This is a genomic window from Leeuwenhoekiella sp. CH_XMU1409-2 (genome assembly GCF_037029365.1).
Lineage (GTDB): Bacteria > Bacteroidota > Bacteroidia > Flavobacteriales > Flavobacteriaceae > Leeuwenhoekiella > Leeuwenhoekiella blandensis.
Genome location: NZ_JAYMEI010000011.1, coordinates 40,642 through 61,794 on the forward strand (window position 1 = coordinate 40,642; position 21,153 = coordinate 61,794).

Genomic DNA, 21,153 nt, shown 5'->3' on the forward strand with positions numbered 1-21,153 from the left:
CCAATGGCTTATTAAAGCTTTGCTAAGAACCTATTAAAGTTCCATTAAAATAGGTTTAAGATTCTCTATGTAAAATTGTATTTTACACCAAATATTACTTTTATGGCTCCTCTAAAATTTGCTCTGTTACGTGAACGTAAAACTCCGCCAGACCGTCGTGCGGTGCTTTCACCCATTACGATGTCTAAGGCTCAGGAACTCTTTCCTGAAGCTTCTTTTGTGGTAGAAGCTTCGCCTATTAGAGTGTTTCCTGATGTGGCTTATGAGAAAGCCGAATTTGAGGTTAAAGAGGATGTTTCTGAGGCAGATGTGATGCTGGGCGTAAAAGAAGTGCCTATTGAGGCCTTGATCCCCAATAAGAAGTATTTTTTCTTCAGCCATACCATAAAAAAACAACCTTACAACCGCGACTTACTCAAAGCGGTTTTAGAGAAAAATATTGAACTCTACGATCACGAAGTCATTACCCGAAAGAGCGGATTGCGCCTTATAGGTTTTGGTCGATATGCGGGGCTTGTAGGCGCTTACAATGCGTTTAGAGCGTATGGTAAAAGGCATAAACGTTTTGACTTGCCACCCGCAAATACGCTTACCGATGTTAGCGCTTTGATCGCACAGCTGAAAAAGATTGAACTTCCTGCTATTAAAATTTGCCTTAGCGGAAGTGGAAAAGTGGCCGGTGGCGCTCAGGAAATTCTGGATGCTATGGGCATCAAAAAAGTGACCATTGAAGAATATCTCACTAAGGAATTTAAAAAACCGGTGTACTGCAAAATCGGGGTGATGGATTACGCAAAGCGGAAAGATGGCGTAAAAGGCAGCCTCGCGCAATTCATTAAAGATCCTACGGGTTATGAAACCAATTTTTTGCGTTTTGCTAAAGTGAGTCAGTTATTTATCGCCGGGCATTTTTATGGCGATGGTGCGCCGTACTTATTCACCCGTGAAGAAGCCAAAGCCAAAGATTTTAATATTGAAGTTATCGCTGATATTTCTTGCGACATTGATGGTCCTGTGGCTTCTACCTTACGCGCCTCGACGATCGCCGATCCTTTTTATGGCTACGATCCGCAGACTGAAAAGGAAGTCGCTTTTGATGCTCCGGGAGCGATTACCGTGATGGCGGTTGATAACCTGCCTTGTGAGTTGCCTAAAGATGCTAGCGAAGGTTTTGGCGAACTCTTTGTAGAACGGGTGTTGCCCGCTTTTTTCAATGACGATAAAGATGGAATCCTCTACCGTGCGCGTATGACTAAAGATGGTAAACTCACCAAACGCTTCAGTTATTTGCAAGATTATGTAGACGGTAAAGAATAGCGTTTGTGTAGCACAAGTTCTGTGATCCCGGCAACTACGATTCCGAGTACGTACATCAATAAATCCAACCACGAGAAATGACTTCCTAAAACTAAGGTTGCAAGTTGTTTATATTCCTGCGGAAAGAATTTAGTCAGGTTTACCAACTGCAGGAGTTCTATCGCAAAAGCGATGGCAAGCGTGAGTATTAATCCCGTTTTTACTGAAGGTTTCAGGGTGCTCATCAACAAGCAATACAACAAGATCACAACCAGCAGGTCGCCGAGATACGCCCGGATAAAGCCGGTTTTTAAGTAGGTCGCAATGGCGATTTCCACACCTAAAAGGAATAGAAAAATCAAGAAATAGATTGCGCGTTTGGGCATAGTTTAAAAGGTGTACGATTTGGTTAGTAATCTATGCTTCCAGATTCTAAATAAGAAAAAACTGAAGTTTAAGAAAATTCCAAATCCTAAAGTGAACATCCAGACGCTTTTATGTTCAATAGGATTGATAAGATACAGACCAATGGTGCTGAAAAGATCGAGCGGATTGGTGATCAAATCCCACGAGTTGAAACGAACTACCCGCCCCAGATAAATTCCAAAACCGCATAAGATCAAAACGCCCACAGTTAAGGCATTCAACCAGGTTTCAGCTATTTCATTTTTAAACAGTTTACGCACTTCTATCAACGATTGAAAACCAAAATAAAGACTTAAGAGCGCAAAAACACCAATGGTGATTCCGTCATAAATAAACCAATTTGACGGACTGTAAGACAAATGAATTACGTCGGTAATCACATACGGTGCGTTAGGAAGAAAGAGCAGCCAAAGTACGAGTAAAGCAAACTTTGAAATTGAGTTTAAGTGCGTGTTTCTATGCTGTACATACCAAGCGACCCCTAGAGGAACAAAAGCAAGAAACAGGTTCCATACCAGAAAGAGACCAAAAAAGTCGTGTGTTGTTTTAATGCGAAAAACCAGCAGGAAAAAGCAGAGCAGTAATGCGCCAAAAAGGTATTTGAGCGTGTTGTATTTGTTAAGGATAAAGTCTTTCATTTTAATGTTTTTTTGGCACCGCCAAAGGGTTTATTACGCTGAGGCTTGCCGCAAATTTGAAAATTCGTTTCAAGCAATGCCTTATGAGCTTTTCCTAAGGTAGTTTATTAGTTGAAACAGGAGCGTTTCCGTTAGTTTTAGTTTTATCAAATTCGGCAATACAGGTTTCGAGCGGTTTACCTTGATTGTGAATGCAATTGCAAAAGTCAAAGCTCGCTGCATTTTCTTCGAGCGCTTCAGGAAGCCGCGTCACACAATCGTTATAAGAATTGCGCGGCATAATCTCATAGATTCGGTTGGTGCTTACAAGCGTCAAAAAGGCGATCAACAACACCGTCCCTGCAAAAAGGAACGGGAATTTTTTACTGATCGCAGGATTTTTAAAGGCGGCAATTCCGGGAGTGAAGCGCAGCGGTTGATCGGGTGCAAGCATGCTGGTTTCTGAAATTTCACTAGCTTGAAGCGGCGCATTATAGTTCAGTGCTTTAGACTGAATGGGCAAAATAAATTTCAATCGCTCATAATTATAAAGCAGAATGTACACGTTTGCCAATACCATTAAAGTAGAAGTGAACAACGAACCTTCAAAGCGTACCGCCCATGACAACACCCAAATATTGAGAATAATGGGGAAGTAGAGCAATCCGCCTAAAATTACCGTGCGCGGAATGAGCAAGAGTATTCCCGCTGCTATCTGAATAATTCCAATAAACGGATAGTAAAAACTCGTATGATGCAAGGCCTCAAGGTAGGCACCCATAGGATGTTTTACTGAGAGGCCGCTTGCAAAACGCTCGCCAATGATCTTTACATACCCGGCAACGATAAATCCCAAAGCCAGTGTGCATCTGCAAAACAAATAGAACAAGGCGTGCCAGAAGTTGCGACGTACGTGAATGTAAAAACGGTTGAAGTAGTTTTTCATAAACAGATCAGGTTAGCGAGCGCAGCAACTTTGATTCTCAGCAGCTGCGCTTAGGGTTGCTCTAAATTAGGAATTCCAGTCAATTTTACGCGATACATACATTACAAGCGCCAGAATAATAAACAGGCCAACACTGCCCACCAGTAGCGCGTAGCTCTCCAGCTGAATAATGACATAAATAAAGCTGTATAACAGGCTCAATGATGAAGCGATAAAGATGGGGAATTTGATGTTTTTAAGGATGCTTCGTGCGTATAGCGCGATCAACAGAATCACCGCAATACTGGCAGTTAGATAGGCATTAAAGTAATTGCTGTGTTCAGAAATAGAAATAAGCAAGGTGTAAAACATAATCAACGCCAGACCGATCATTAGATATTGAAACGGATGAATGCCTATTTTACTCAGGCTTTGAATGAGAAAGAAGATCAAAAAGGTAAGACCAATAACAAGAAAACCATATTTGGCGGTACGTTCACTTTTTTGATATTCATCTACCGGAATCATAAAATTCACCCCAAAAGCATATTCATTTAAGTGCGGTAAGTGTTCAAAAAAACTGCTGCGGAAAAGGGCGATTGATGTCCAGCACTTTCCACTTAGCATCAAAACCTTTGCCGTCAAGCTTGTCTTGATTGTAGGGCAAATAGTTACCGGTAAAGTTATTGGTTTCCCAATCTGATGTGATTTGTGCTTCTGTGGTTTTACCTACAGGAATAAAACGCAGTTGCTGACTTCCGTTGATGTGAAGTTTCATACTAAAATTCACTTTGGATTCCTGAGGGAGGCTTTCTGTTTTGAGGAAATCACTTTCCATCGTGTAGAGCGCAACAGGCTCCAGGGCTTTTGCCGGCCGCGGCTCGTATTTAGAAGTAAACAGATACGTATAGGTATTGAGCTTGATGTTGACTTGCTCGTTAACTCCTTTCAGGTTTGAAGTTTGAAAAACCACACGTGCTTTTCCCCATAAAATGGAAACCGGTTTTGAGGGCGCTTCGCTAAAATCGGGTATAGCAAACTGACCTTCAAAATGCGTTTCAGAATTATAAACGGTGGTTTTATAGATGCTTCGGTTTTTGATTTCGGGATTCACCTGAGTGGTTAACTCTAAATTTTCCGGAAAGAAATAGGCGATGTGTTCTTGCTCCTCAATCTGAGTTTCAAATGTTTTGGTCTCCCTGTTTTGCACGGTCTTTTTGACTTCGGTAGTATAAGGGATCTTCAAGACCGGACCATAAATGAGCACTTCTTCGCCCCATTTTTCATTGATCTCTGCCACCACCTCTTGTTGTCGCTGTGCCCGTTCATCAATAAGATTTTGTACAAAGAAGAGCGGGATCAAAAGTATAAGCGTGAGAAATCCCACCATAAACATACGTGCGGTGATCGAATTCTTGAGCCAGTGAATGAATTTATTGGGGGTTTGAGAATCTGTAGTAGACATAATAAACGATTTTAATTGATGAATTGAGATTTAAGTTGTTTGAATGGCTTGTGTAATAACCCTTTGAAGTCGAGATCGTATACAGGAGGAGCTAAGTGGCCTTGTACTTTAGCCGCTTTAAAAGTGGCATATTGATCGGGATACAGAAGATAACCGGCTCCCATAGCCAATGACAAAAAGGGGCTGCGTTTTCCATTGCCGTATAAGAAAAACTGCAAAGCGATCTCCTGTGCAGTATCGGTTTTGTAGCCGGTTAATACATGAAAAATATCGTGGTCTTCACATTTGGGTTGAGGTTCAAAGTTGTGTTGTAAGAGAAAGCATCCCAAATGAAAACCCAATGAATCTTCAGGGAAATCCAGAAGTTGCCTGGTGCTGAGGTTCCAAGGTGTACCTTGTTTCACTTTTACATACAACCGACTGGTTAAATCAAAAGAGGCGCCTACAAAAAGCTCTCGAACTATTAATAAAGTACTTTGAATTTCAAAGTAACTGGATAAAAAAATAGATTTAGTCATTAGGATTGATGAGTTTTTCTAAAGCCTCAATGTGCTTGCTAAAAGCTTCGCGTCCTTCAGCGGTTGCGATATAGCGGGTATTGGGCTTTCGGTTAATGAATGATTTTTCAACTTTGATGTATTCTTCTTTTTCTAAAGCTTTAGTATGACTCGCGATGTTCCCGTCTGTTGCGCCCAGCAGTTCTTTCAGCATATTAAAATCGGCGTACTCATTCACCATGAGAATACTCATAATGCCTAAGCGCACCCGATGATCAAAGGCTTTATTGATATGTTGAATGATATTCTTCAAAGTAAACGGTTTTGATATTTGCTCAACTGAAGCTTAACGGTCGTATTTATTGTATAAGATCACCCCGTAAATGATATGAAATATTCCGAATCCCAATGCCCAAAAATACAAACCGTAGCCCACAAATTGAGAGGCGATCAATCCTATAAACACATTGGCGATGCCTAAATATTTGATGTCGCCAATAGTGAATTTACTGGCGTTGAGCAGTGCAAGACCATAAAAGATCAAGGTAGCCGGAGCGACGAGCCCAACGATACCGTATTGCAAAAGAACAAGACAGAATAAGCCGCCGGCAAATAAAGGAATACCGAAATGTGCCAAGAGCCGTTTAGAAACAGGATTCCATATTTTTTCATTCAGTTTTTTGGCTTTGCGATAGGTGAGTAGAGCACCGGTGACTATGGCTAAAAACAATGTGAGCGTAGCTACAAAAAACAAATCACCAACGAGATCGTAGGCTGCCATAAAATTACCTACCGCATTTAAAACCACCGAGTCACCTGAATAATCGGGTAAGGCTGCAATCCTGAAATGCGCATATGCCGCTGCCGCTAACGCGTAGATACCGGCGAGTATGCCTGAAAGCCCACTTAAAGACATAAAACGCGATGATTTACTCATCATATTCTTAATGTCTGAAATGTCCTGTAGATAATTGTTATTGGTCATAATAAAGTACTTTGAATCGCAAAGTAAGTGTATTTTATGTTGCTATACAAATAAAAAATCCTCATCGGTGGGATGAGGATTTTCAATACATTTAAAGCGCTAGTTACTTTACAACCAGTAACGGACTGCCTAAGCTTTCTTCAAACAATTCTTCGGTGAGGCTTCCTATCAGGAGCGATGAAATATTGCTTCCACCTTTATCTGATAAAATGACCAGATCTGGTTTTTGTTTTTCGATCTCCACTAAAAACCTTTGGCTTACGCTTCGGTCTTTGGCATAGATGAGTTGGTTGTTTTCAGGAACAGCCCCGCCAAGTTTTCTAAAGAATTTAGCCGATTTCTGAAGCAAATGCTTTTCGATCTTTTGCGCAGCATCTTCTCTAGGAATATACGGCGAAAACTGCATAGGCACATGAAATATGTGCACAGCGTTTACCTCAAGATCCCATTTGCTTTTAAGCGCTTGGGCAAACACAAAAGACTTTCTGGAATGTCCCGAAAAGTCTGTACCCACCCAAACCTTATCGAGTTGTACTCTAGCTGTTTTAGGAACAGACAGAATACTGCACTTGAGCAGTCTCAATAATTTTGCAGTAACGACACCTGTGCCTTCTGTAGCGGGTTTATTCCCTACAATGGTAAGATCTATCTGGTATTTATTTGCGATATAGTGAATGAGTGATTCGGTATTGCTGTCTTCAGAAATAAGAACTTCCCAGTTTGCGGTTGCGGTAAATCTCTTTTCAATTTTTTCATTGAGCTCGTCGCCAATGAGTTGGTCGAGATTTACCTTTTGCAGTTCTTCTTCAAAAAGTTCTGAGATCTCGTATTTCTTGATATTATGAACAAAATACACATTTTCTGCAGCTACTTTTTCGGCTAGAAAGGAGCTGTATTCGATGAGGTGATTATCTATCGACGACAGGTCTAAGGCTACAAGAATATTCTTAACGCGTTCCATACTTAGGCTTTTTTGTTTCTACGTTCCACAATTTCTTTAACGACTTCTTCATAGTCGTCCATTTGTTTTTCAGATTTTTTCTTTTCGAGCTTTTGTAAATCTTCCCGAAGTCCTTTATACAGCGAGTAGCACATAATGAGCAGGATGATGGCAAAAGGCAAACCGGTAACAATCGTCGCGGTTTGCAAGGCTTCGAGTCCGCCACCTATTAAAAGTACAGCGGCTACGGTACCTTCGGTCACGGCCCAGAAAATACGTTGGCCAACCGGGGCTTCAATTTTTCCACCGGAAGTTAAACTATCTACAACCAAAGAACCTGAATCTGAAGAGGTGATGAAAAAGCCTGCGATGAGGATCACTGCCACGATATTGATCACCATAGATAACGGATAATCTTCAAAAAACACGAAGAGTGCCGTCGCGATATCGTCCTGTACAGCGGCTACAATAGTTCCGTCTCCTCCTAAAGCTTGCTCAATAGCTACACTACCAAAAGCCGACATCCAGAAAAACGTAACAAGCGAAGGTACCAGTAACACCCCAAGAATAAATTCTCTAATGGTTCTTCCTTTAGAAATACGGGCGATAAACATCCCAACAAAAGGCGACCAACCAATCCACCAGCCCCAGTAAAATACCGTCCAGTCATTTTGCCAAGAGGTACCATTAAAGGTCTCACTCCAGGTCGAAATTTTTAAGAAGTTGTAAAAGTAGCTACCGGTGTTTTCAACAAAAGATCTGAAGATAAATAGGGTAGGGCCTAAAATCAAAGCAAGTAGTAAAAGAACCACGGCTACGCGCATATTCCATTCACTCAGAATACGCACACCTTTGTCTACACCAAGCACTACCGAAGTTGTCGCCACAAGCGTGATTCCTGCAATTAAAAGTACCTGCGTGAGCGTTCCGTCAGGAAGACCAAAAACATGGTTAAGACCACTGGCAATCTGCTGAACCCCAAATGCTAAGGAAGTAGCCAGCCCAAAAAGAGTAGCCAGCACTGCAAAAATATCTATGGCATCACCAATTTTACCGTGTATTTTATCTCCCAGAAACGGATAGAAAATAGAACGAATGGTCAGCGGCAATCCACGAGAATAGGTGAAGTAGGAAAGTGCTAAGCCTACCAAGGCATAAACGCCCCAGGCGTGAAAGCCCCAATGTAAAAAGGTAAAATTCATCGCTTCTTGAGCGGCAGCTACCGTGTTAGCTTCAGCAGTAGGCGGACTCAATAAATGTTTTACCGGTTCGGCAACGCCAAAGAATAATAATCCAATTCCCATCCCGGCGCTAAAGAGCATCGCAAACCAGGACATGGTTTTAAATTCGGGTTTTGCTTTTTGTCCGCCAATTCTAAGTTTTCCGTACTTTCCGAGTGCGAGATAGACCAGAAAGATCAAAAAGAGATTGATGGTAAGAATAAAGAACCAGTCGGCATTCTCTGCAACAGCGTGTTGAATGTCGCCAAATATCTTTTCAGCTTGTTTCTCATAAATAAGCGTGAGCGCAATACTTATGATGATAAAAATAGCTGAGGTGAAAAAAACCGGGCCGTTTACATCTAATCCAAAAATAGATTTCTTTTCGTCACTTCGCGTAATTTTTTTAGCCATAAAATTATAATCTGTTAAAAGTAGTATCCAATGTTTATATTAAATCGGGCTTCCCATTTTGCATCAGGGTTTCCGATAGAAAAGTCGTCTACAAAATTTCCGCCTAACCAAGAATGGTTATAGCCGGCAGCATAATCGATATACGTGTAGACTTGTCCTGCGGTGACCAATATACCGGTTACGTTTTGAAAAGAATCGGTAAACTCCTTTTCTTTTTTCTGCATATACCCAAAGTCATTATAAATCTCGATTTGGGAGACCGGTCCCCAGTTCACTTTGACCTTTTTTGAAAGCGAAGCGGTATACATATTAAAATCGGCTGCAACTTCATAGGGTGTACCGTAGGCACCCATTTGTATGATGTCATTTGATTGTCCCGGTTCATTATTGGGATTATGCGCCACGGTGATCGCTTCAGTCTTTAAATTCCACGTATTCCAATCGACTTCATAGTGTAGCGCAAGTGCATAATGATCACCGTTGGAGTCTGTGTCAATATTGTACAAACTACCGTACTGCCCAGAAAATCCTATACGGTGTTTAACAGTTGCACCCAGTTTGCGCACCAGTTTTATATTAAATTGATTGGTTTCTTTATTTCTCCCCACCACATCGTAAGAATATCGGCTGGAATCATTTTCAACATCTCCGCCAAAATTGAGTTCTTCGGCATTTTTTAGAAACGCAATCGCATATTCCCAATCTGTTCCGGTGTGCAAATACTTTAAGCCCATATCGTGGTCATCTTCTAAACCGGCGTAATACGTAATGTTGAAAAACCAGTTGTGCGAATTGTATTGCTTGATCCCAAACGGGACATAGACCAGACCGGCGTGCAGTTCATCTTTTTCAGAAAATTGATAGCCAACCCAACCTTGCTTTAAAAATCCGCCACCAAATGCTTCTGAGTACAGTCGATATTCGGCGTTGAGAAAAACCTTTTTATAAGAAGCTTTGGCATTGATGCGAAACATATCGTAGCCCAATTCGCCACCTTTGGTTTTCTGTTCTTCTTTCCAAGAGGAGTAGACATAATTGAATCTTAGGGCGCCGCCGAGTTCTAGTTTTGGTTTATCTTTAGTTTGACCAAAACTTAAAATAGGGAGCATCAAAGCCGTTAACAGTGTAAAACAAACGTAGTTTTTGATCATTCACAAAATGGGTTAGGGTTATCGAAGAATTGGAAAAATAGGGGGAATTTTCTAAAAAACACCTTTAAAACAGAAGTATTAATAGTTTTTTAATGTTTTTGAAAGATTTTTTTAAGTTTTTCACAAGTTTTAAATATTGCTGAAATGAAACCTGCAGAAGCCTACATTCTATCTAAGCCAGAACCGTTTAAGAGCGTGCTGCTCGAGTTGCAAGTGCTTATAGCGCACACTGCTCCTGAAGCAGAACTGCTTTATAAATGGAACTTACCTTTCTATTACTTAAACGGAAAGATGTTTTGTTTTCTGAATTTTAGAAAGCGTTTTGTGGATTTGAGTTTTGTTTACGGCACAGACCTGAATGATCCCGAAGGGCATTTGGTTGCAGGTGAGGGGAGAAAGCGGTTGAGGTCTCTGCGTTACAAAGGGGTAGAAGATATCGATGCTGAGGTTATTATTTATTTTCTTGAACAACTCCGCAAAATCTGTAGAGGTTAGTTTTACAACATAAAAAAAATCCGTGTCTGATATTCAAACACGGATTTTTTCAATATTTAAGTTTAAATCAAATTTACTGCCCGGCAGCCAATGCGATCATCATATCAAGTTCTTCAACGAGACCGTCTGTATTACCATCAAAACCAACAGCTTTAAATTTGATTTTTCCGTCTGGGCCTACTACAAATTTGGTTGGAATTCCGTCAACTTCGTAAGCAGAAACCACATCATATTCCCGGCTTCCTTCTTCTTTGGGCGTATCCATAAGTACATTAAAGGTATATTCATTAGAAGTGATAAAATCAGTCACTCCTTTTTCACGGGCTTCACCGCTGGTGCTTTCCCAAGTATCGATGAATAAGAATTCAACCTGATCGTTATCAGCATATTTGGTCACTGCTTTTTGCATTCCCGGGAACGAGATTTTACACGGTCCGCACCAGGTTGCCCAGAAGTCAAGAACCACGGTTTTTCCTTTTAAATCAGCCAATGCGATTTCTTCGCCTTTAAGATTCTTGAGACTGAAGCTTGGCGCTTCTTCATCAAGCATTTCTTTTTTCAATTCGGCTAAAGCCTTATCGTGTGCTATTTTTTCGAGTCCGCTCAAATAGCTTTCAAAGTCTTCCTCTTGATCAGTTGCAGCATATGCGGTTTTTAAGTAGTCTTTAGTCGCTGCAGTGCCTTTTCCGTCTTTGATGTATTCGGTTGCTTTTTCAACTACTTTATCATATTGCTCATCAGCAGTCAAAAATTGTAGGTAACGTTCGGTCACGTCTGCGGTTGCGCGGTCTGCAACGGCTACTTCCTGAGCAGCGATCGCCTCTTTAATCTTTCCTTGTTGAAATAAAATAAAGCCGTAGGTGTCAGAATACATGGCTTTGGTAGAAGCTAAGCTCTGTTCAAACTGCTTTGTCGTGTAGTAGTTAGGTTTATCTGATTTTTGTTCGTCTACAAGTTCTAGAGAGGTTTTCGATAATTCTTCGGCCAATTCAAGGTTTTCTCCTTTTTCGGCCATATTCCAAGCCACGTTATTATATAGGCTTGCTTTGTTAGATGCTGCACTCATTTTTTCTGCAGCTTCTTTAAACTTTTCAATATTTCCTTCAGCTAACTCTGCTTGGGCCAAAGCAGAATACATATAATTTCCGTAGTTAGAAGCTACACCACCAGCCGCTTCAAATTCTGCAGCAATAGCCTCTTTATCTTCGAGCGATTTGGCCTCATAGATTTTTTGATAATAAGCGCGCTGAGCCTGATCTCCTTTAGGATATTTTGCTACGATAATCGGAGTAATAGAATCTAAAGCTGTTTTGTCTTTTTTTACATTGTAAATCGTGATCAAATCGCTGTAATCGTCTTCCGCTAATTCCTCTTTAGCCGATAGAGAGGCCAGCTTTGCATCATAAATTGAATCAGCAAAAGTTTTATCTTCAATACTTATCACATAAAGATACGTTAGGTTGTCAGGATGTTTGCTCCAATTTTCTTTTAATAAGGCTGCGGCATTTTCACGATCGTATTTGATTCCGTAATCAGCACCTCTGGTAGCTTTGTAATAGGTTACACTAGATTCACTTTCAGGTAAGGGTTCGCCCTCGTTATCATATAAATTTACCGAATATCCTTTTTCGTCATTCGCTTCATATTTCTCCCCAACCTTAAAGTTGAAGATCAAACCATCTGCAGAATCCGGTATTTTGATAGCGTCGGTATAACGCTCACCATCCTTAACCAGATTGAGATCTACAGGATACGCAGATGACGCTACGGTATATACATAAAAAGCTTCAGGAGTCAGAGAATCTTTTGAAGTGTAGGCTATTTTTAGACTATCACCCGGTGAAGGTTTAGTTTCAGAAAGTTCAAGATTACCAATGGTAAGCGGAGTTTCTTTAGGTTCGTCTGAACACGAAAAAAGGCTTAATGCGGTTAAGGCTACAACTGCCGGAAGGCGTAAGTATTTCATAATTATGTCTTTTGATTGCATCTAAATGTACTAAGAATTTAGTTTACTGCTTATTTACTAGTGGTTACATTTTTAGCGTATAATGCGGCAGGGCTTTACATTTTAATAATTCATCAGAATAGGATTGAAAAAATAAAGGTTCTTCAAAAGCGATGCCTTGAAGAACCTTAGAATTATCAAATATGGATTATGTTAAAACCGAAACTTTTTATTCGATCACCACTTTGCGTATCGCGACAAGCTTGGTCAACAAGCCTTCCAATAAACTTAGATCAAGCATATTGGCACCATCACTTTTTGCGTTTTTAGGATCAAAATGCGTCTCGATGAACAAACCGTCAACTCCCGCAGCGATACCTGCTTTGGCCATCGTACCAATTAATTCCGGGCGACCACCGGTCACTCCGCTGCTTTGGTTAGGCTGTTGCAAACTGTGCGTTACGTCAAGCACGGTTGGTGCATAACTTTTCATAGTAGGAATCCCTCTAAAATCAACAATGAGATCCTGGTAGCCAAACATCGTCCCACGGTCTGTGATCCACACGTTTTCATTACCGGTATCGGTCACTTTGGTCACAGCGTGTTTCATCGCTTCCGGACTCATAAATTGCCCTTTCTTTAAATTGACTACTTTTCCTGTTTCTGCAGCTGCGACTACCAGATCGGTTTGACGTACTAAGAATGCCGGGATTTGTAACACATCTACATATTCCGCAGCCATTGCAGCGTCTTCATTCACATGAATATCGGTAACGGTAGGAACATCAAAAGTTTCTGAAACTTTACGTAAGATCTTCAGTGCTTTTTCATCGCCAATTCCGGTAAAGCTATCGATCCGGCTTCGGTTGGCTTTTTTAAAACTTCCTTTAAAAACGTATGGGATTTTCAGTTTATCGGTAATGCTCACGATCTCTTCAGCGATGCGCAATGCCATCTCTTCACCTTCGATCGCGCAGGGTCCTGCTAGCAGAAAAAAGTTATTACCGTCAGTATGTTTTATTTTAGGAATATTTGAAAGTTTCATCAGTATATATTTAGACGGTAAAGATACGGCTTTGTACAAGATTATGTTTTTGAAAGAAGCGCTTTTCAATGCGTCTTTTAGGAATGTTCAAGCGATGTTCTGTCTAATTTCAATAGAAATGACGTTAAGTAAACATCAAAAATCAGTTGTATTTTAACCTTGAAAATCAAAATATTACAAGTTTTGTAAGGCTTTTTCAGGCACTTAAAACATTATAGGAATAAGTCGCTAATAATCCATTAATTACCACTATATTTGCGCCCTTAAAATAAGGCCTCTATGGATATTAAAAACATTGCGATTATCGCGCACGTTGACCACGGTAAGACTACTTTGGTAGACAAAATTATGTACCATTGCCAGTTGTTTCGTGAAAACGAAAACACCGGTGACCTCATTCTTGATAACAATGATCTTGAGCGTGAACGTGGTATTACCATTACTTCAAAGAACGTTTCTGTAACCTATAAGGATACTAAGATCAATATTATTGATACTCCTGGTCACGCCGACTTTGGTGGTGAGGTAGAGCGTGTTTTAAATATGGCAGACGGGGTTTTACTTCTTGTAGATGCCTTTGAAGGTCCTATGCCGCAGACGCGTTTTGTACTTCAAAAAGCGATCGACTTAGGTCTAAAACCTTGTGTGGTTGTCAATAAAGTAGATAAAGAAAACTGTACTCCGGAAGAAGTTCACGAGAAAGTTTTTGACTTGATGTTTGAGTTGGGTGCAGAAGAGTGGCAGTTGGATTTCCCAACCGTTTATGGTTCTGCAAAGAACAACTGGATGAGTGACGACTGGCAAAAACCAACCGAAAATATTGAGCCACTTCTTGATATGGTGATGGAGCATATTCCTTCTCCTAAAATCGAAGAAGGTACAGTGCAAATGTTGATCACTTCGTTAGACTACTCTTCATTTACCGGTCGTATCGCGATTGGTCGTTTGCAGCGTGGTACGTTAAAAGAGAATATGCAAGTTTCTCTTGTAAAACGTGACGGAACGATCAAGAAGACACGTATCAAAGAATTACACACTTTTGAAGGTCTTGGGCGTATTAAAGTAAGCGAAGTTCAAGCAGGAGATATTTGTGCTCTTGTAGGTCTTGAAGGTTTTGAAATTGGTGATACTGTTGCTGATTTTGAAAATCCTGAAGCGCTTAAAACCATCGCGATCGATGAGCCTACGATGAGTATGTTGTTTACGATCAACGATTCGCCTTTCTTCGGGAAAGACGGAAAATTTGTGACTTCACGTCATATCAAAGATCGTCTGACTAAAGAATTAGAGAAAAACCTTGCATTACGTGTAGAGGAGACAGACAGCGCCGATAAATTTATGGTTTACGGTCGTGGGGTATTGCACTTATCTGTTTTGATCGAGACGATGCGTCGTGAAGGATACGAATTGCAAATCGGTCAGCCACAAGTTATCATTAAAGAGATTGATGGCGTTAAATGTGAGCCGGTTGAAGAATTAACGATCGATTTACCGGAGAATGTTTCTGGTAAAGCGGTTGAATTCGTGACCTTGAGAAAAGGGGAGATGTTGAGTATGGAAGCTAAAGGTGACCGTATGGTTTGTGAGTTTATCATTCCATCGCGTGGTATCATTGGTTTACGTAATCAATTATTGACTGCAACTGCTGGTGAAGCGATTATGGCACACCGTTATAAAGAATATCAGCCATTAAAAGGTGGTATTCCTGAGCGTTTAAATGGTTCGTTAGTTTCTATGGAAAAAGGTACAGCAATCCCTTATTCTATCGATAAACTTCAGGACCGTGGTCGTTTCTTCGTTGATCCGGGTGAAGATATTTATGAAGGTCAGGTAATTGGTGAAAACTCACGTCAGGATGATATGACCGTGAACATCACCAAGACCAAAAAACTTTCTAACGTACGTTCTTCGGGTGCAGATGACAAGGCAAAAATTGTTCCTGCGATCAAATTTAGCTTAGAAGAAGCATTAGAATATATTCAAAAAGATGAGTACGTTGAAGTAACGCCAAATCACTTACGTTTACGTAAAATTTTGCTTACTGAAAACGAGCGCAAGCGCAGCAAAGCGATCTAAGCGCTAGCGAATAAATGACTGAAAAAGCACTTCCTTAATTGGAGGTGCTTTTTTTATGAACTAATTCCGCTTTGTTTTTTTGTATTTTTCCTTAAAATTTCACCTTGTCAAAGTATCAGATCATACCGTATGCTAAGGAATACAAATCGCGCTGGGATCGTTTTGTAGCATCTTTAAACGGAACCTATAAAGGCTCAAAAAACACGTCTTTTTTGTTTCATCGGGATTTTATAGAATACCATCAAGACCGCTTTGAAGATTTCAGTTTATTGATTTTTAAGGAGGAAAAACTGCGTGCAGTATTACCGGCAAATCGGGTGGGAGCTACGCTTTATTCGCATCAAGGTTTGACATATGGCGGACTCGTTTTAGATGCTGAAATTAGACTGAAAGAAGTCATGGAGTTGTTTCAAGAACTTCTTGGTTTTCTTTCGCAAAGCGGAATTGAAGAGCTCGAGCTTAAAATGTTGCCGCAATTTTATCAGGAATTGCCGGGAGACGAATTGGATTACCTTCTTTTTCTTACGGAAGCCAAACTCATTAAGGCTGAGACCGCTGCAGTGATCGATTACCGCAATCGTATTCCGTTGAATAGTTCGCGAAAAAATGCGGTGAATCAAGCTGTAAAAGCTGGATTTTCGGTTGAAAAAACTACCGATTTTGAACCCTTTTGGAATCAAGTGCTCATCCCGAACCTTGAGGCACAGCATGATGCCGAACCCACACATTCTTTAGAAGAAATTACAAGTCTTGCAAAGCGTTTTAAATACAATATTCATCAATTTGAAGTGCGAGATGCGCAGCACCAACTTTTGGCAGGTGCGACTATTTTTGAAACGCAAGTGGTGGCGCACGTGCAATATATTTCAGCAACTCCTGAAGGTAAAAAACAAGGCGCTTTAGACTTCTTATTTCAGCAATTGATCGAGGAACGATTTTCTCATAAATGGTATTTCGATTTTGGGACTTCAAATGAGCAGGCAGGAAACAAACTCAACGCTGGCTTACAGTTTTGGAAAGAAACCTTTGGCGCACGCACCAGAATTCAGCGTACCTATAGGTTGCAGACGAAAAACAGCTTTAAACTTGAAAATGTTGTAATATGATTCCATTTTTAGATTTAAAGAAACTCAATGCGCCTTACGAAGAAGCACTTACGGCTGCTTTTAAAGAAACGCTGCACCAAGGCGATTATATTCTTGGTGAGGCCGTGACCCGGTTTGAACATGAGTTTGCTGACTTCTGTGGTGCCAACTACTGTTTAGGAACAGGCAATGGGTTTGATGCGCTTCAATTGATTTTTGAAGGCTATAAACAACTAGGGAAACTGCAGGAGGGCAACGGAATTTTGCTGGCAGCCAATTCATATATCGCGACCGTTCTAGCCGTAATGCACGCGGGTTTAAAACCGGTTTTTGTCGAGATTGAAACGTCCACCTTCAATATAGATTTAGAGCAGTTGCCCGAGGCTGAACCTTCTGTAAAAGCAATCTTGATCACGCATTTGTACGGACAACTAGGTCCGGTAACAGCTGCTGCCGCTTATGCTCAAAAACACAATTTATTGTTTATCGAAGATGCGGCTCAAGCGCACGGAGCCACTTTCAATACCAAGAAAGCAGGAAATTTTGGCGATGCGGCAGCTTTCAGTTTTTACCCTACTAAAAATCTGGGTGCATTGGGAGACGGCGGAGCAGTAACTTCTAATGATGAAGCTTTAATAGCGGTTATCAAAAGCTTACGTAACTACGGGAGAACGTCTTTTGCTGAAAATAGTCATGCCGGTTTCAATTCGCGTCTCGATACCTTACAAGCGGCTTTTTTAAGTGAAAAACTGAAAAACTTGAATGCTGACAATCTGCAACGCAGAGCGATCGCAACACGTTACCTCGCTGAAATCACCAATCCGAAAATCACTTTGCCGTTTTGGGATACATCAGCGCAGCATGTTTTTCATCTCTTTGTCGTTTTGGTAGAAAACCGGGAGCATTTCCTCGATTATTTGAAATATTCTGAAATCGGTTTTGGAGTGCATTATGCCATTCCGCCGTATCAGCAAAAAGCATTGAAAGCCTATAACCATTTGAAATTTCCGCTAACCGAAAAGGTAGCCCAGACCTGCGTGAGTATTCCTTCGAATCCAACTTTAGATGCTGAAGCAGTGACTCAAATCATCAGCGTTTTAAATAGGTATAATGCTTAAATTTTTACGCCAACTTATCGCGCAACATGTTCTGCTTAAAGTCAGTTCGTTTAATGCTGTGGGTGTTGGTGTGCGCTTGGTTTGCGGACTTGTAACGTCAAAACTTATTGCCTTTTATTTGGGGTCGACCGGGATGGCGGTACTTGGCGATTTACGCAATTTTATAAGCTCGGTGCAAAGTATAGGACAATTGGGCATCAGCAACGGTGTGATCAAATACAGCGCCGAATTCAAAACAGATAAAACCCGATTACAAAAACTGATAAGTACGGTTTTGAAAGTCGGTTTTCTAACTTCGGTATTTTTGGGTGTTTTGCTCTTTTTTACGGCTTCAGTCATCAACACCCAAGTTTTTAATGCTGGAACAAACTACACCACGATCATTAAGGTATTTGCGGTGGTGCTGCCGTTTTTTACACTCAATGCATTAATGCTGAACATCATCAACGGCATTGGGAATTACAAAAAAGTAATTCTGATCAACAGTATCACCAACGTGGCCGGTGTAGCACTTAGCGTGATATTAATTGTCAACTATCAGCTTTATGGGGCGATGCTCGCCGTGGTGCTAAGTGCGGGTATTGGTTTACTCATTACGCTGAGCACTGTTTTTAAAAAGCAACGTCTTTTTAGGGAATTGCTTCAAGAACAGATTGATGGCTCTATGCTTAAAAGATTAGCTTCTTACGGCGGAATGACCCTGTTTTCTGCAATTGTTTCTCCTTGGGTGTACATCGCGATTCGCCAAGAAATTATTGCAGTTGACGGACTAGAAAATGCAGGATATTGGGATGCGATGCTTCGGTTGTCTGATTATTATTTAATGTTCGCGACTACCTTGCTTACACTTTACATTTTACCGAAACTGTCTGCTGCGACATCAAAAAGGGAATTCAGAGCTGAAGTATTTCGGTTTTACAAGACGTTTTTGCCACTATTTGGAGCGGGATTGATCGTTCTGTTCTTTATAAAAACTTGGATTATCCGGCTGGTTTACAGTCCTTCTTTCTTAGATATGCAGCCTGTTTTTATCTGGCAGTTGGCGGGTGATTTCTTTAGAGTCGCAAGTTTGGTGATCGCCTACCAAATGCTAGCAAAAAATAAATTCTGGCTTTTTATAGGTACGCAAGTGCTCTCGCTGAGTATTATTTATTTTAGTAGCGTCTTCTTTATTCAGGATTACGGTTTTGTGGGCGCAGCAATGGGACATTTTCTAAGTTATGTGCTGTATTTGTTGGTATTGTTGCTTATTTTTCGAAACGCTTTATTCGGTAAGTTGTGTTAAAATCTCTGGCCTCATTACGATTTGTTTTTGCGTTTTTGGTGTTTTTGCATCATATAAATGTGCTGCAGGATGCTTTAGGTCACGCCTTTTTTTACGCTTTAAGCGGTTTTATATTGTCTTATGTGTATGCCGAACGCTTCGCGGAACAGCAAATTAGTTTAAGCCGGTTTTTAAAATTGCGCTTAAGCAGATTATATCCGCTTTATGTGTTGACTTTGTTGGCTGCGGTTCCGTTGAGTTTGGGATTTTTAGCGAGTAATGCAGAACAGTGGATGCTTCAGTTTGTGGCAAATTTGTTTATGTTGCAAAGCTTTATCCCAAATGCCGAATATTACTTTGCATTCAACAGTCTGGGCTGGAGTATTTCAGATTTATTCTTTTTTTACACGCTGTTTCCCGCGTTATTATGGGGATTCAGAAAATATACGCATCGAATCATTAATGGAGTTTTCGGCTTATTTTTTCTGCTGATCTTAAGTTTGATGTATATCGTTCCACAGGAACTGCAGCACTGGTTTTTCTACATCAATCCGTTATTGCGTCTTTTTGATTTTGCTTTAGGAATGTTGCTTTTTCAGCTCTTAAAGAAAGCTTCCTTCGGAAAATTCGATTCGAGATTTACCTGCTATGAAATTGGGTCGCTTGTATTGCTCGTGATCTTTTACGCTTCCGCAGCTTTTTTTCCGAAAGTACTAAGATATTCTGTGTATTACTGGTTGCCGATGTTGGCCGTGATCGGAGTTTTTGCACAGCAGAAAGGTGCGTTGTCAAAACTACTTTCAAAACCGGTGTTTCTCTTTTTAGGCAATTTAAGCTTTGGATTTTACCTCTGGCATCAGCTCATTTTAAGATACGCACGACGCGCTGTGAACCATTTTGAAATCACACTTGCAGATTGGCAATTCTACAGTTTCAGTTTTATGCTAATTCTGTTGGTTTGCTATTTTTCGTATCGCTTTTTTGAGCTTCCGATGAAGCAGAAACTGCGTCGTCACTTTTGATACTTTTCCACGTGTTAACATAGTGCTCAGCGACTTTTAAATAGTCGTGATGCTCTTGAACAAAACGCATGGCACGAGTTCCTATTTCAACAATTCGTTGGGGATTTAGAATAAGTTCTTCCAAGTCTTGAGCGATTTTTTCAGCGTCCGGAATGGTGTGAATCGCTACGCTGTTGGGTTCTACTTGGTAACGCTCACAAAACGAAGCTCCGGCGCCGGTGAACACCACTTTGCCTTGAGCCATCGCCTCCAAGGCATTATAACCTTGATCTTCAGCATAGGTTTGATCAAGGATGATATCGGCCTCACGATAGGAGTCAATATATTCTGCATAGGGGAGACTGGTTACGCAAATGAGTTTAATGCGATCACTGAATTTTTGCCGAATGATACACAAAGCCGAATCAAAGTAGTAATTGCCCTTTTTGTAATAATTACTTCGGTTAACACCGTGAAAAATAACAATGCGCTTGTTGGCTGTGTTTTTTAGATTGTCGAATTTATCAAGCTTGATCGGATTCGGAATTAGACCGAAATAATCTGTTCGGCCTTTGTAAATAGGGTGATAATCCAGATCTGTGCTGATGATCAAATCTTTCAGTTCAAATACCAATTCGTGATACTTTTTATGTGCCGCAGTTAAATATTTTTTGCTGTACGGAAAGTCGATATCCGGGTGTTGTAAAATAGGATGATAGGTCAGTTGATCAATGTTGTTCAAATAGATATAATCATCGCCGCAGGCTAAAATAACGAGTTTTGGTGTAAGCTGTCGCAAGCGTTTTATAATGCGTCTTTCAATAAAATAGGGTGTTTTGAAAGGATATTCATTGATAAGCTGAATGACATCAAATTGGGTTTGATCAACCAGCCAATCGAGCGTGCGATAACCTATTTCTAGTGTGGCAATATCGAATTTGGTGATTTTGAAAACTCCTTTTCTAAGCGTCTGCAATAGGCGACTTTCTTCAATGCGTTTGGCCTTGATCAGCACATCTGAAGGAAGTTTCTTAAACGCATCGCCAGTACTTATGAGTGTGACCTCGTGTCCGTTTGCGAGCAAGCCTGCTTGCAAACTATTATGCAAATTGCTGTATTCTCCCACTAAAAGAATTCTCATAAATGCGCTACATTTAAAGCGAAAAGATACGTAAACTCTGAAATCAA

21 protein-coding genes are annotated in these 21,153 nt (G+C 40.6%); 7 read left to right on the top strand and 14 right to left on the bottom strand.

The genetic code is table 11. From position 1 onward, the window contains the following. The first annotated feature begins 102 nt into the window (after positions 1–102). Positions 103–1,317: an NAD(P)-dependent oxidoreductase gene (locus WA338_RS12385; RefSeq protein WP_272985631.1), complete on the top strand. Its 1,215-nt coding sequence runs from the start codon at positions 103–105 to the stop codon at positions 1,315–1,317. Here the strand turns inward: WA338_RS12385 and WA338_RS12390 are convergent. The 11 genes from WA338_RS12390 to WA338_RS12440 all read right to left on the bottom strand — a co-directional run bounded on the left by WA338_RS12390 (position 1,296) and on the right by WA338_RS12440 (position 9,936). Beyond that, positions 1,296–1,682, bottom strand: coding sequence for a ribosomal maturation YjgA family protein (locus WA338_RS12390; RefSeq protein ID WP_272985632.1), 387 nt, complete (start codon positions 1,680–1,682; stop codon positions 1,296–1,298). The two genes, WA338_RS12385 and WA338_RS12390, sit on opposite strands and share 22 nt — an antisense overlap. A 3-nt stretch (positions 1,683–1,685) precedes the next feature. Then, positions 1,686–2,360, bottom strand: a complete 675-nt coding sequence (locus WA338_RS12395; RefSeq protein WP_272985634.1) for a DUF1361 domain-containing protein — start codon at positions 2,358–2,360, stop codon at positions 1,686–1,688. Positions 2,361–2,454: 94 nt separating this feature from the next. After that, entirely contained in the window at positions 2,455–3,285 is an 831-nt protein-coding gene (locus WA338_RS12400) for a DoxX family protein (RefSeq protein WP_272985636.1), read from the bottom strand. A 66-nt stretch (positions 3,286–3,351) separates the two neighbouring features. Then, positions 3,352–3,792: an inner membrane CreD family protein gene (locus tag WA338_RS12405; RefSeq protein ID WP_009780904.1), complete on the bottom strand. Its 441-nt coding sequence runs from the start codon at positions 3,790–3,792 to the stop codon at positions 3,352–3,354. A 43-nt stretch (positions 3,793–3,835) separates the two neighbouring features. Beyond that, on the bottom strand, positions 3,836–4,729 hold the full coding sequence (locus tag WA338_RS12410) for an inner membrane CreD family protein (RefSeq protein ID WP_336093557.1): 894 nt from the start codon (positions 4,727–4,729) through the stop codon (positions 3,836–3,838). Positions 4,730–4,740: 11 nt separating this feature from the next. Further along, positions 4,741–5,247, bottom strand: a complete 507-nt coding sequence (locus tag WA338_RS12415) for a hypothetical protein (protein WP_009780902.1) — start codon at positions 5,245–5,247, stop codon at positions 4,741–4,743. Beyond that, positions 5,240–5,539 (bottom strand): winged helix-turn-helix domain-containing protein, encoded by a 300-nt coding sequence (locus WA338_RS12420; protein ID WP_009780901.1) that lies wholly within the window; start codon positions 5,537–5,539, stop codon positions 5,240–5,242. The genes WA338_RS12415 and WA338_RS12420 overlap by 8 nt, the downstream gene beginning before the upstream one ends. Before the next feature lie 33 nt (positions 5,540–5,572). Then, positions 5,573–6,211 carry a hypothetical protein gene (locus WA338_RS12425; protein WP_273017148.1) on the bottom strand — a complete coding sequence of 213 codons (639 nt, stop codon included), beginning with the start codon at positions 6,209–6,211 and terminating at the stop codon, positions 5,573–5,575. A gap of 103 nt (positions 6,212–6,314) precedes the next feature. Then, the gene (locus tag WA338_RS12430; protein ID WP_273017149.1) at positions 6,315–7,172 is read right to left on the bottom strand and encodes a universal stress protein; all 858 of its coding nucleotides are present in this window, start codon (positions 7,170–7,172) and stop codon (positions 6,315–6,317) included. A 2-nt stretch (positions 7,173–7,174) separates the two neighbouring features. Next, a complete protein-coding gene (locus WA338_RS12435; RefSeq protein WP_336093560.1) occupies positions 7,175–8,785 on the bottom strand; it encodes a BCCT family transporter in 1,611 nt (536 codons plus the stop codon). 14 nt (positions 8,786–8,799) lie between these two features. Continuing rightward, complete coding sequence (locus tag WA338_RS12440; RefSeq protein ID WP_272985640.1) at positions 8,800–9,936, bottom strand: hypothetical protein; 1,137 nt, start codon at positions 9,934–9,936, stop codon at positions 8,800–8,802. 144 nt (positions 9,937–10,080) lie between these two features. Between WA338_RS12440 and WA338_RS12445 the strand changes: the two genes are divergently transcribed. Then, positions 10,081–10,431 (top strand): DUF1801 domain-containing protein, encoded by a 351-nt coding sequence (locus WA338_RS12445; RefSeq protein ID WP_009780895.1) that lies wholly within the window; start codon positions 10,081–10,083, stop codon positions 10,429–10,431. Between the two features lie 73 nt (positions 10,432–10,504). Here the strand turns inward: WA338_RS12445 and WA338_RS12450 are convergent, their stop codons facing one another. Both WA338_RS12450 and kdsA read right to left on the bottom strand, forming a co-directional pair. After that, the gene (locus WA338_RS12450; RefSeq protein ID WP_272985643.1) at positions 10,505–12,397 is read right to left on the bottom strand and encodes a redoxin domain-containing protein; all 1,893 of its coding nucleotides are present in this window, start codon (positions 12,395–12,397) and stop codon (positions 10,505–10,507) included. A gap of 208 nt (positions 12,398–12,605) precedes the next feature. After that, a complete protein-coding gene (kdsA, locus tag WA338_RS12455) occupies positions 12,606–13,421 on the bottom strand; it encodes a 3-deoxy-8-phosphooctulonate synthase (RefSeq protein WP_272985644.1) in 816 nt (271 codons plus the stop codon). 279 nt (positions 13,422–13,700) lie between these two features. On the opposite strand from kdsA, the gene typA reads away from it, so the two are divergent. The 5 genes from typA (at position 13,701) to WA338_RS12480 (ending at position 19,986) form a co-directional block, all read left to right on the top strand. Next, positions 13,701–15,497, top strand: coding sequence for a translational GTPase TypA (gene typA / locus WA338_RS12460; RefSeq protein ID WP_009780892.1), 1,797 nt, complete (start codon positions 13,701–13,703; stop codon positions 15,495–15,497). A 104-nt stretch (positions 15,498–15,601) separates the two neighbouring features. Continuing rightward, positions 15,602–16,603, top strand: a complete 1,002-nt coding sequence (locus WA338_RS12465) for a GNAT family N-acetyltransferase (protein WP_272985647.1) — start codon at positions 15,602–15,604, stop codon at positions 16,601–16,603. Beyond that, complete coding sequence (locus WA338_RS12470) at positions 16,600–17,700, top strand: DegT/DnrJ/EryC1/StrS family aminotransferase (protein ID WP_272985649.1); 1,101 nt, start codon at positions 16,600–16,602, stop codon at positions 17,698–17,700. The genes WA338_RS12465 and WA338_RS12470 overlap by 4 nt, the downstream gene beginning before the upstream one ends. Further along, entirely contained in the window at positions 17,693–18,985 is a 1,293-nt protein-coding gene (locus WA338_RS12475; protein WP_272985650.1) for an O-antigen translocase, read from the top strand. The genes WA338_RS12470 and WA338_RS12475 overlap by 8 nt, the downstream gene beginning before the upstream one ends. Beyond that, positions 18,979–19,986 carry an acyltransferase family protein gene (locus WA338_RS12480; RefSeq protein WP_272985652.1) on the top strand — a complete coding sequence of 336 codons (1,008 nt, stop codon included), beginning with the start codon at positions 18,979–18,981 and terminating at the stop codon, positions 19,984–19,986. Before WA338_RS12475 ends, WA338_RS12480 begins: the two co-directional genes overlap by 7 nt. Here WA338_RS12480 and WA338_RS12485 read toward each other — a convergent pair. Then, a complete protein-coding gene (locus WA338_RS12485; protein ID WP_272985654.1) occupies positions 19,904–21,106 on the bottom strand; it encodes a glycosyltransferase in 1,203 nt (400 codons plus the stop codon). The two genes, WA338_RS12480 and WA338_RS12485, sit on opposite strands and share 83 nt — an antisense overlap. Between the last annotated feature and the right edge of the window lie 47 nt (positions 21,107–21,153).

What these genes read in the sequence shown, in the direction of transcription:
- WA338_RS12450 (WP_272985643.1), bottom strand. Translation starts at nt 12,397, where the DNA reads ATGAAATACTTACGCCTTCCGGCAGTTGTAGCCTTAACCGCATTAAGC.
- WA338_RS12475 (WP_272985650.1), top strand. Translation starts at nt 17,693, where the DNA reads ATGCTTAAATTTTTACGCCAACTTATCGCGCAACATGTTCTGCTTAAA.
- WA338_RS12435 (WP_336093560.1), bottom strand. Translation starts at nt 8,785, where the DNA reads ATGGCTAAAAAAATTACGCGAAGTGACGAAAAGAAATCTATTTTTGGA.
- WA338_RS12385 (WP_272985631.1), top strand. Translation starts at nt 103, where the DNA reads ATGGCTCCTCTAAAATTTGCTCTGTTACGTGAACGTAAAACTCCGCCA.
- typA (WP_009780892.1), top strand. Translation starts at nt 13,701, where the DNA reads ATGGATATTAAAAACATTGCGATTATCGCGCACGTTGACCACGGTAAG.
- WA338_RS12395 (WP_272985634.1), bottom strand. Translation starts at nt 2,360, where the DNA reads ATGAAAGACTTTATCCTTAACAAATACAACACGCTCAAATACCTTTTT.
- WA338_RS12470 (WP_272985649.1), top strand. Translation starts at nt 16,600, where the DNA reads ATGATTCCATTTTTAGATTTAAAGAAACTCAATGCGCCTTACGAAGAA.
- WA338_RS12445 (WP_009780895.1), top strand. Translation starts at nt 10,081, where the DNA reads ATGAAACCTGCAGAAGCCTACATTCTATCTAAGCCAGAACCGTTTAAG.
- WA338_RS12440 (WP_272985640.1), bottom strand. Translation starts at nt 9,936, where the DNA reads ATGATCAAAAACTACGTTTGTTTTACACTGTTAACGGCTTTGATGCTC.
- WA338_RS12485 (WP_272985654.1), bottom strand. Translation starts at nt 21,106, where the DNA reads ATGAGAATTCTTTTAGTGGGAGAATACAGCAATTTGCATAATAGTTTG.
- WA338_RS12410 (WP_336093557.1), bottom strand. Translation starts at nt 4,729, where the DNA reads ATGTCTACTACAGATTCTCAAACCCCCAATAAATTCATTCACTGGCTC.
- WA338_RS12400 (WP_272985636.1), bottom strand. Translation starts at nt 3,285, where the DNA reads ATGAAAAACTACTTCAACCGTTTTTACATTCACGTACGTCGCAACTTC.
- WA338_RS12430 (WP_273017149.1), bottom strand. Translation starts at nt 7,172, where the DNA reads ATGGAACGCGTTAAGAATATTCTTGTAGCCTTAGACCTGTCGTCGATA.
- WA338_RS12390 (WP_272985632.1), bottom strand. Translation starts at nt 1,682, where the DNA reads ATGCCCAAACGCGCAATCTATTTCTTGATTTTTCTATTCCTTTTAGGT.
- WA338_RS12425 (WP_273017148.1), bottom strand. Translation starts at nt 6,211, where the DNA reads ATGACCAATAACAATTATCTACAGGACATTTCAGACATTAAGAATATG.
- WA338_RS12405 (WP_009780904.1), bottom strand. Translation starts at nt 3,792, where the DNA reads ATGATTCCGGTAGATGAATATCAAAAAAGTGAACGTACCGCCAAATAT.
- WA338_RS12415 (WP_009780902.1), bottom strand. Translation starts at nt 5,247, where the DNA reads ATGACTAAATCTATTTTTTTATCCAGTTACTTTGAAATTCAAAGTACT.
- kdsA (WP_272985644.1), bottom strand. Translation starts at nt 13,421, where the DNA reads ATGAAACTTTCAAATATTCCTAAAATAAAACATACTGACGGTAATAAC.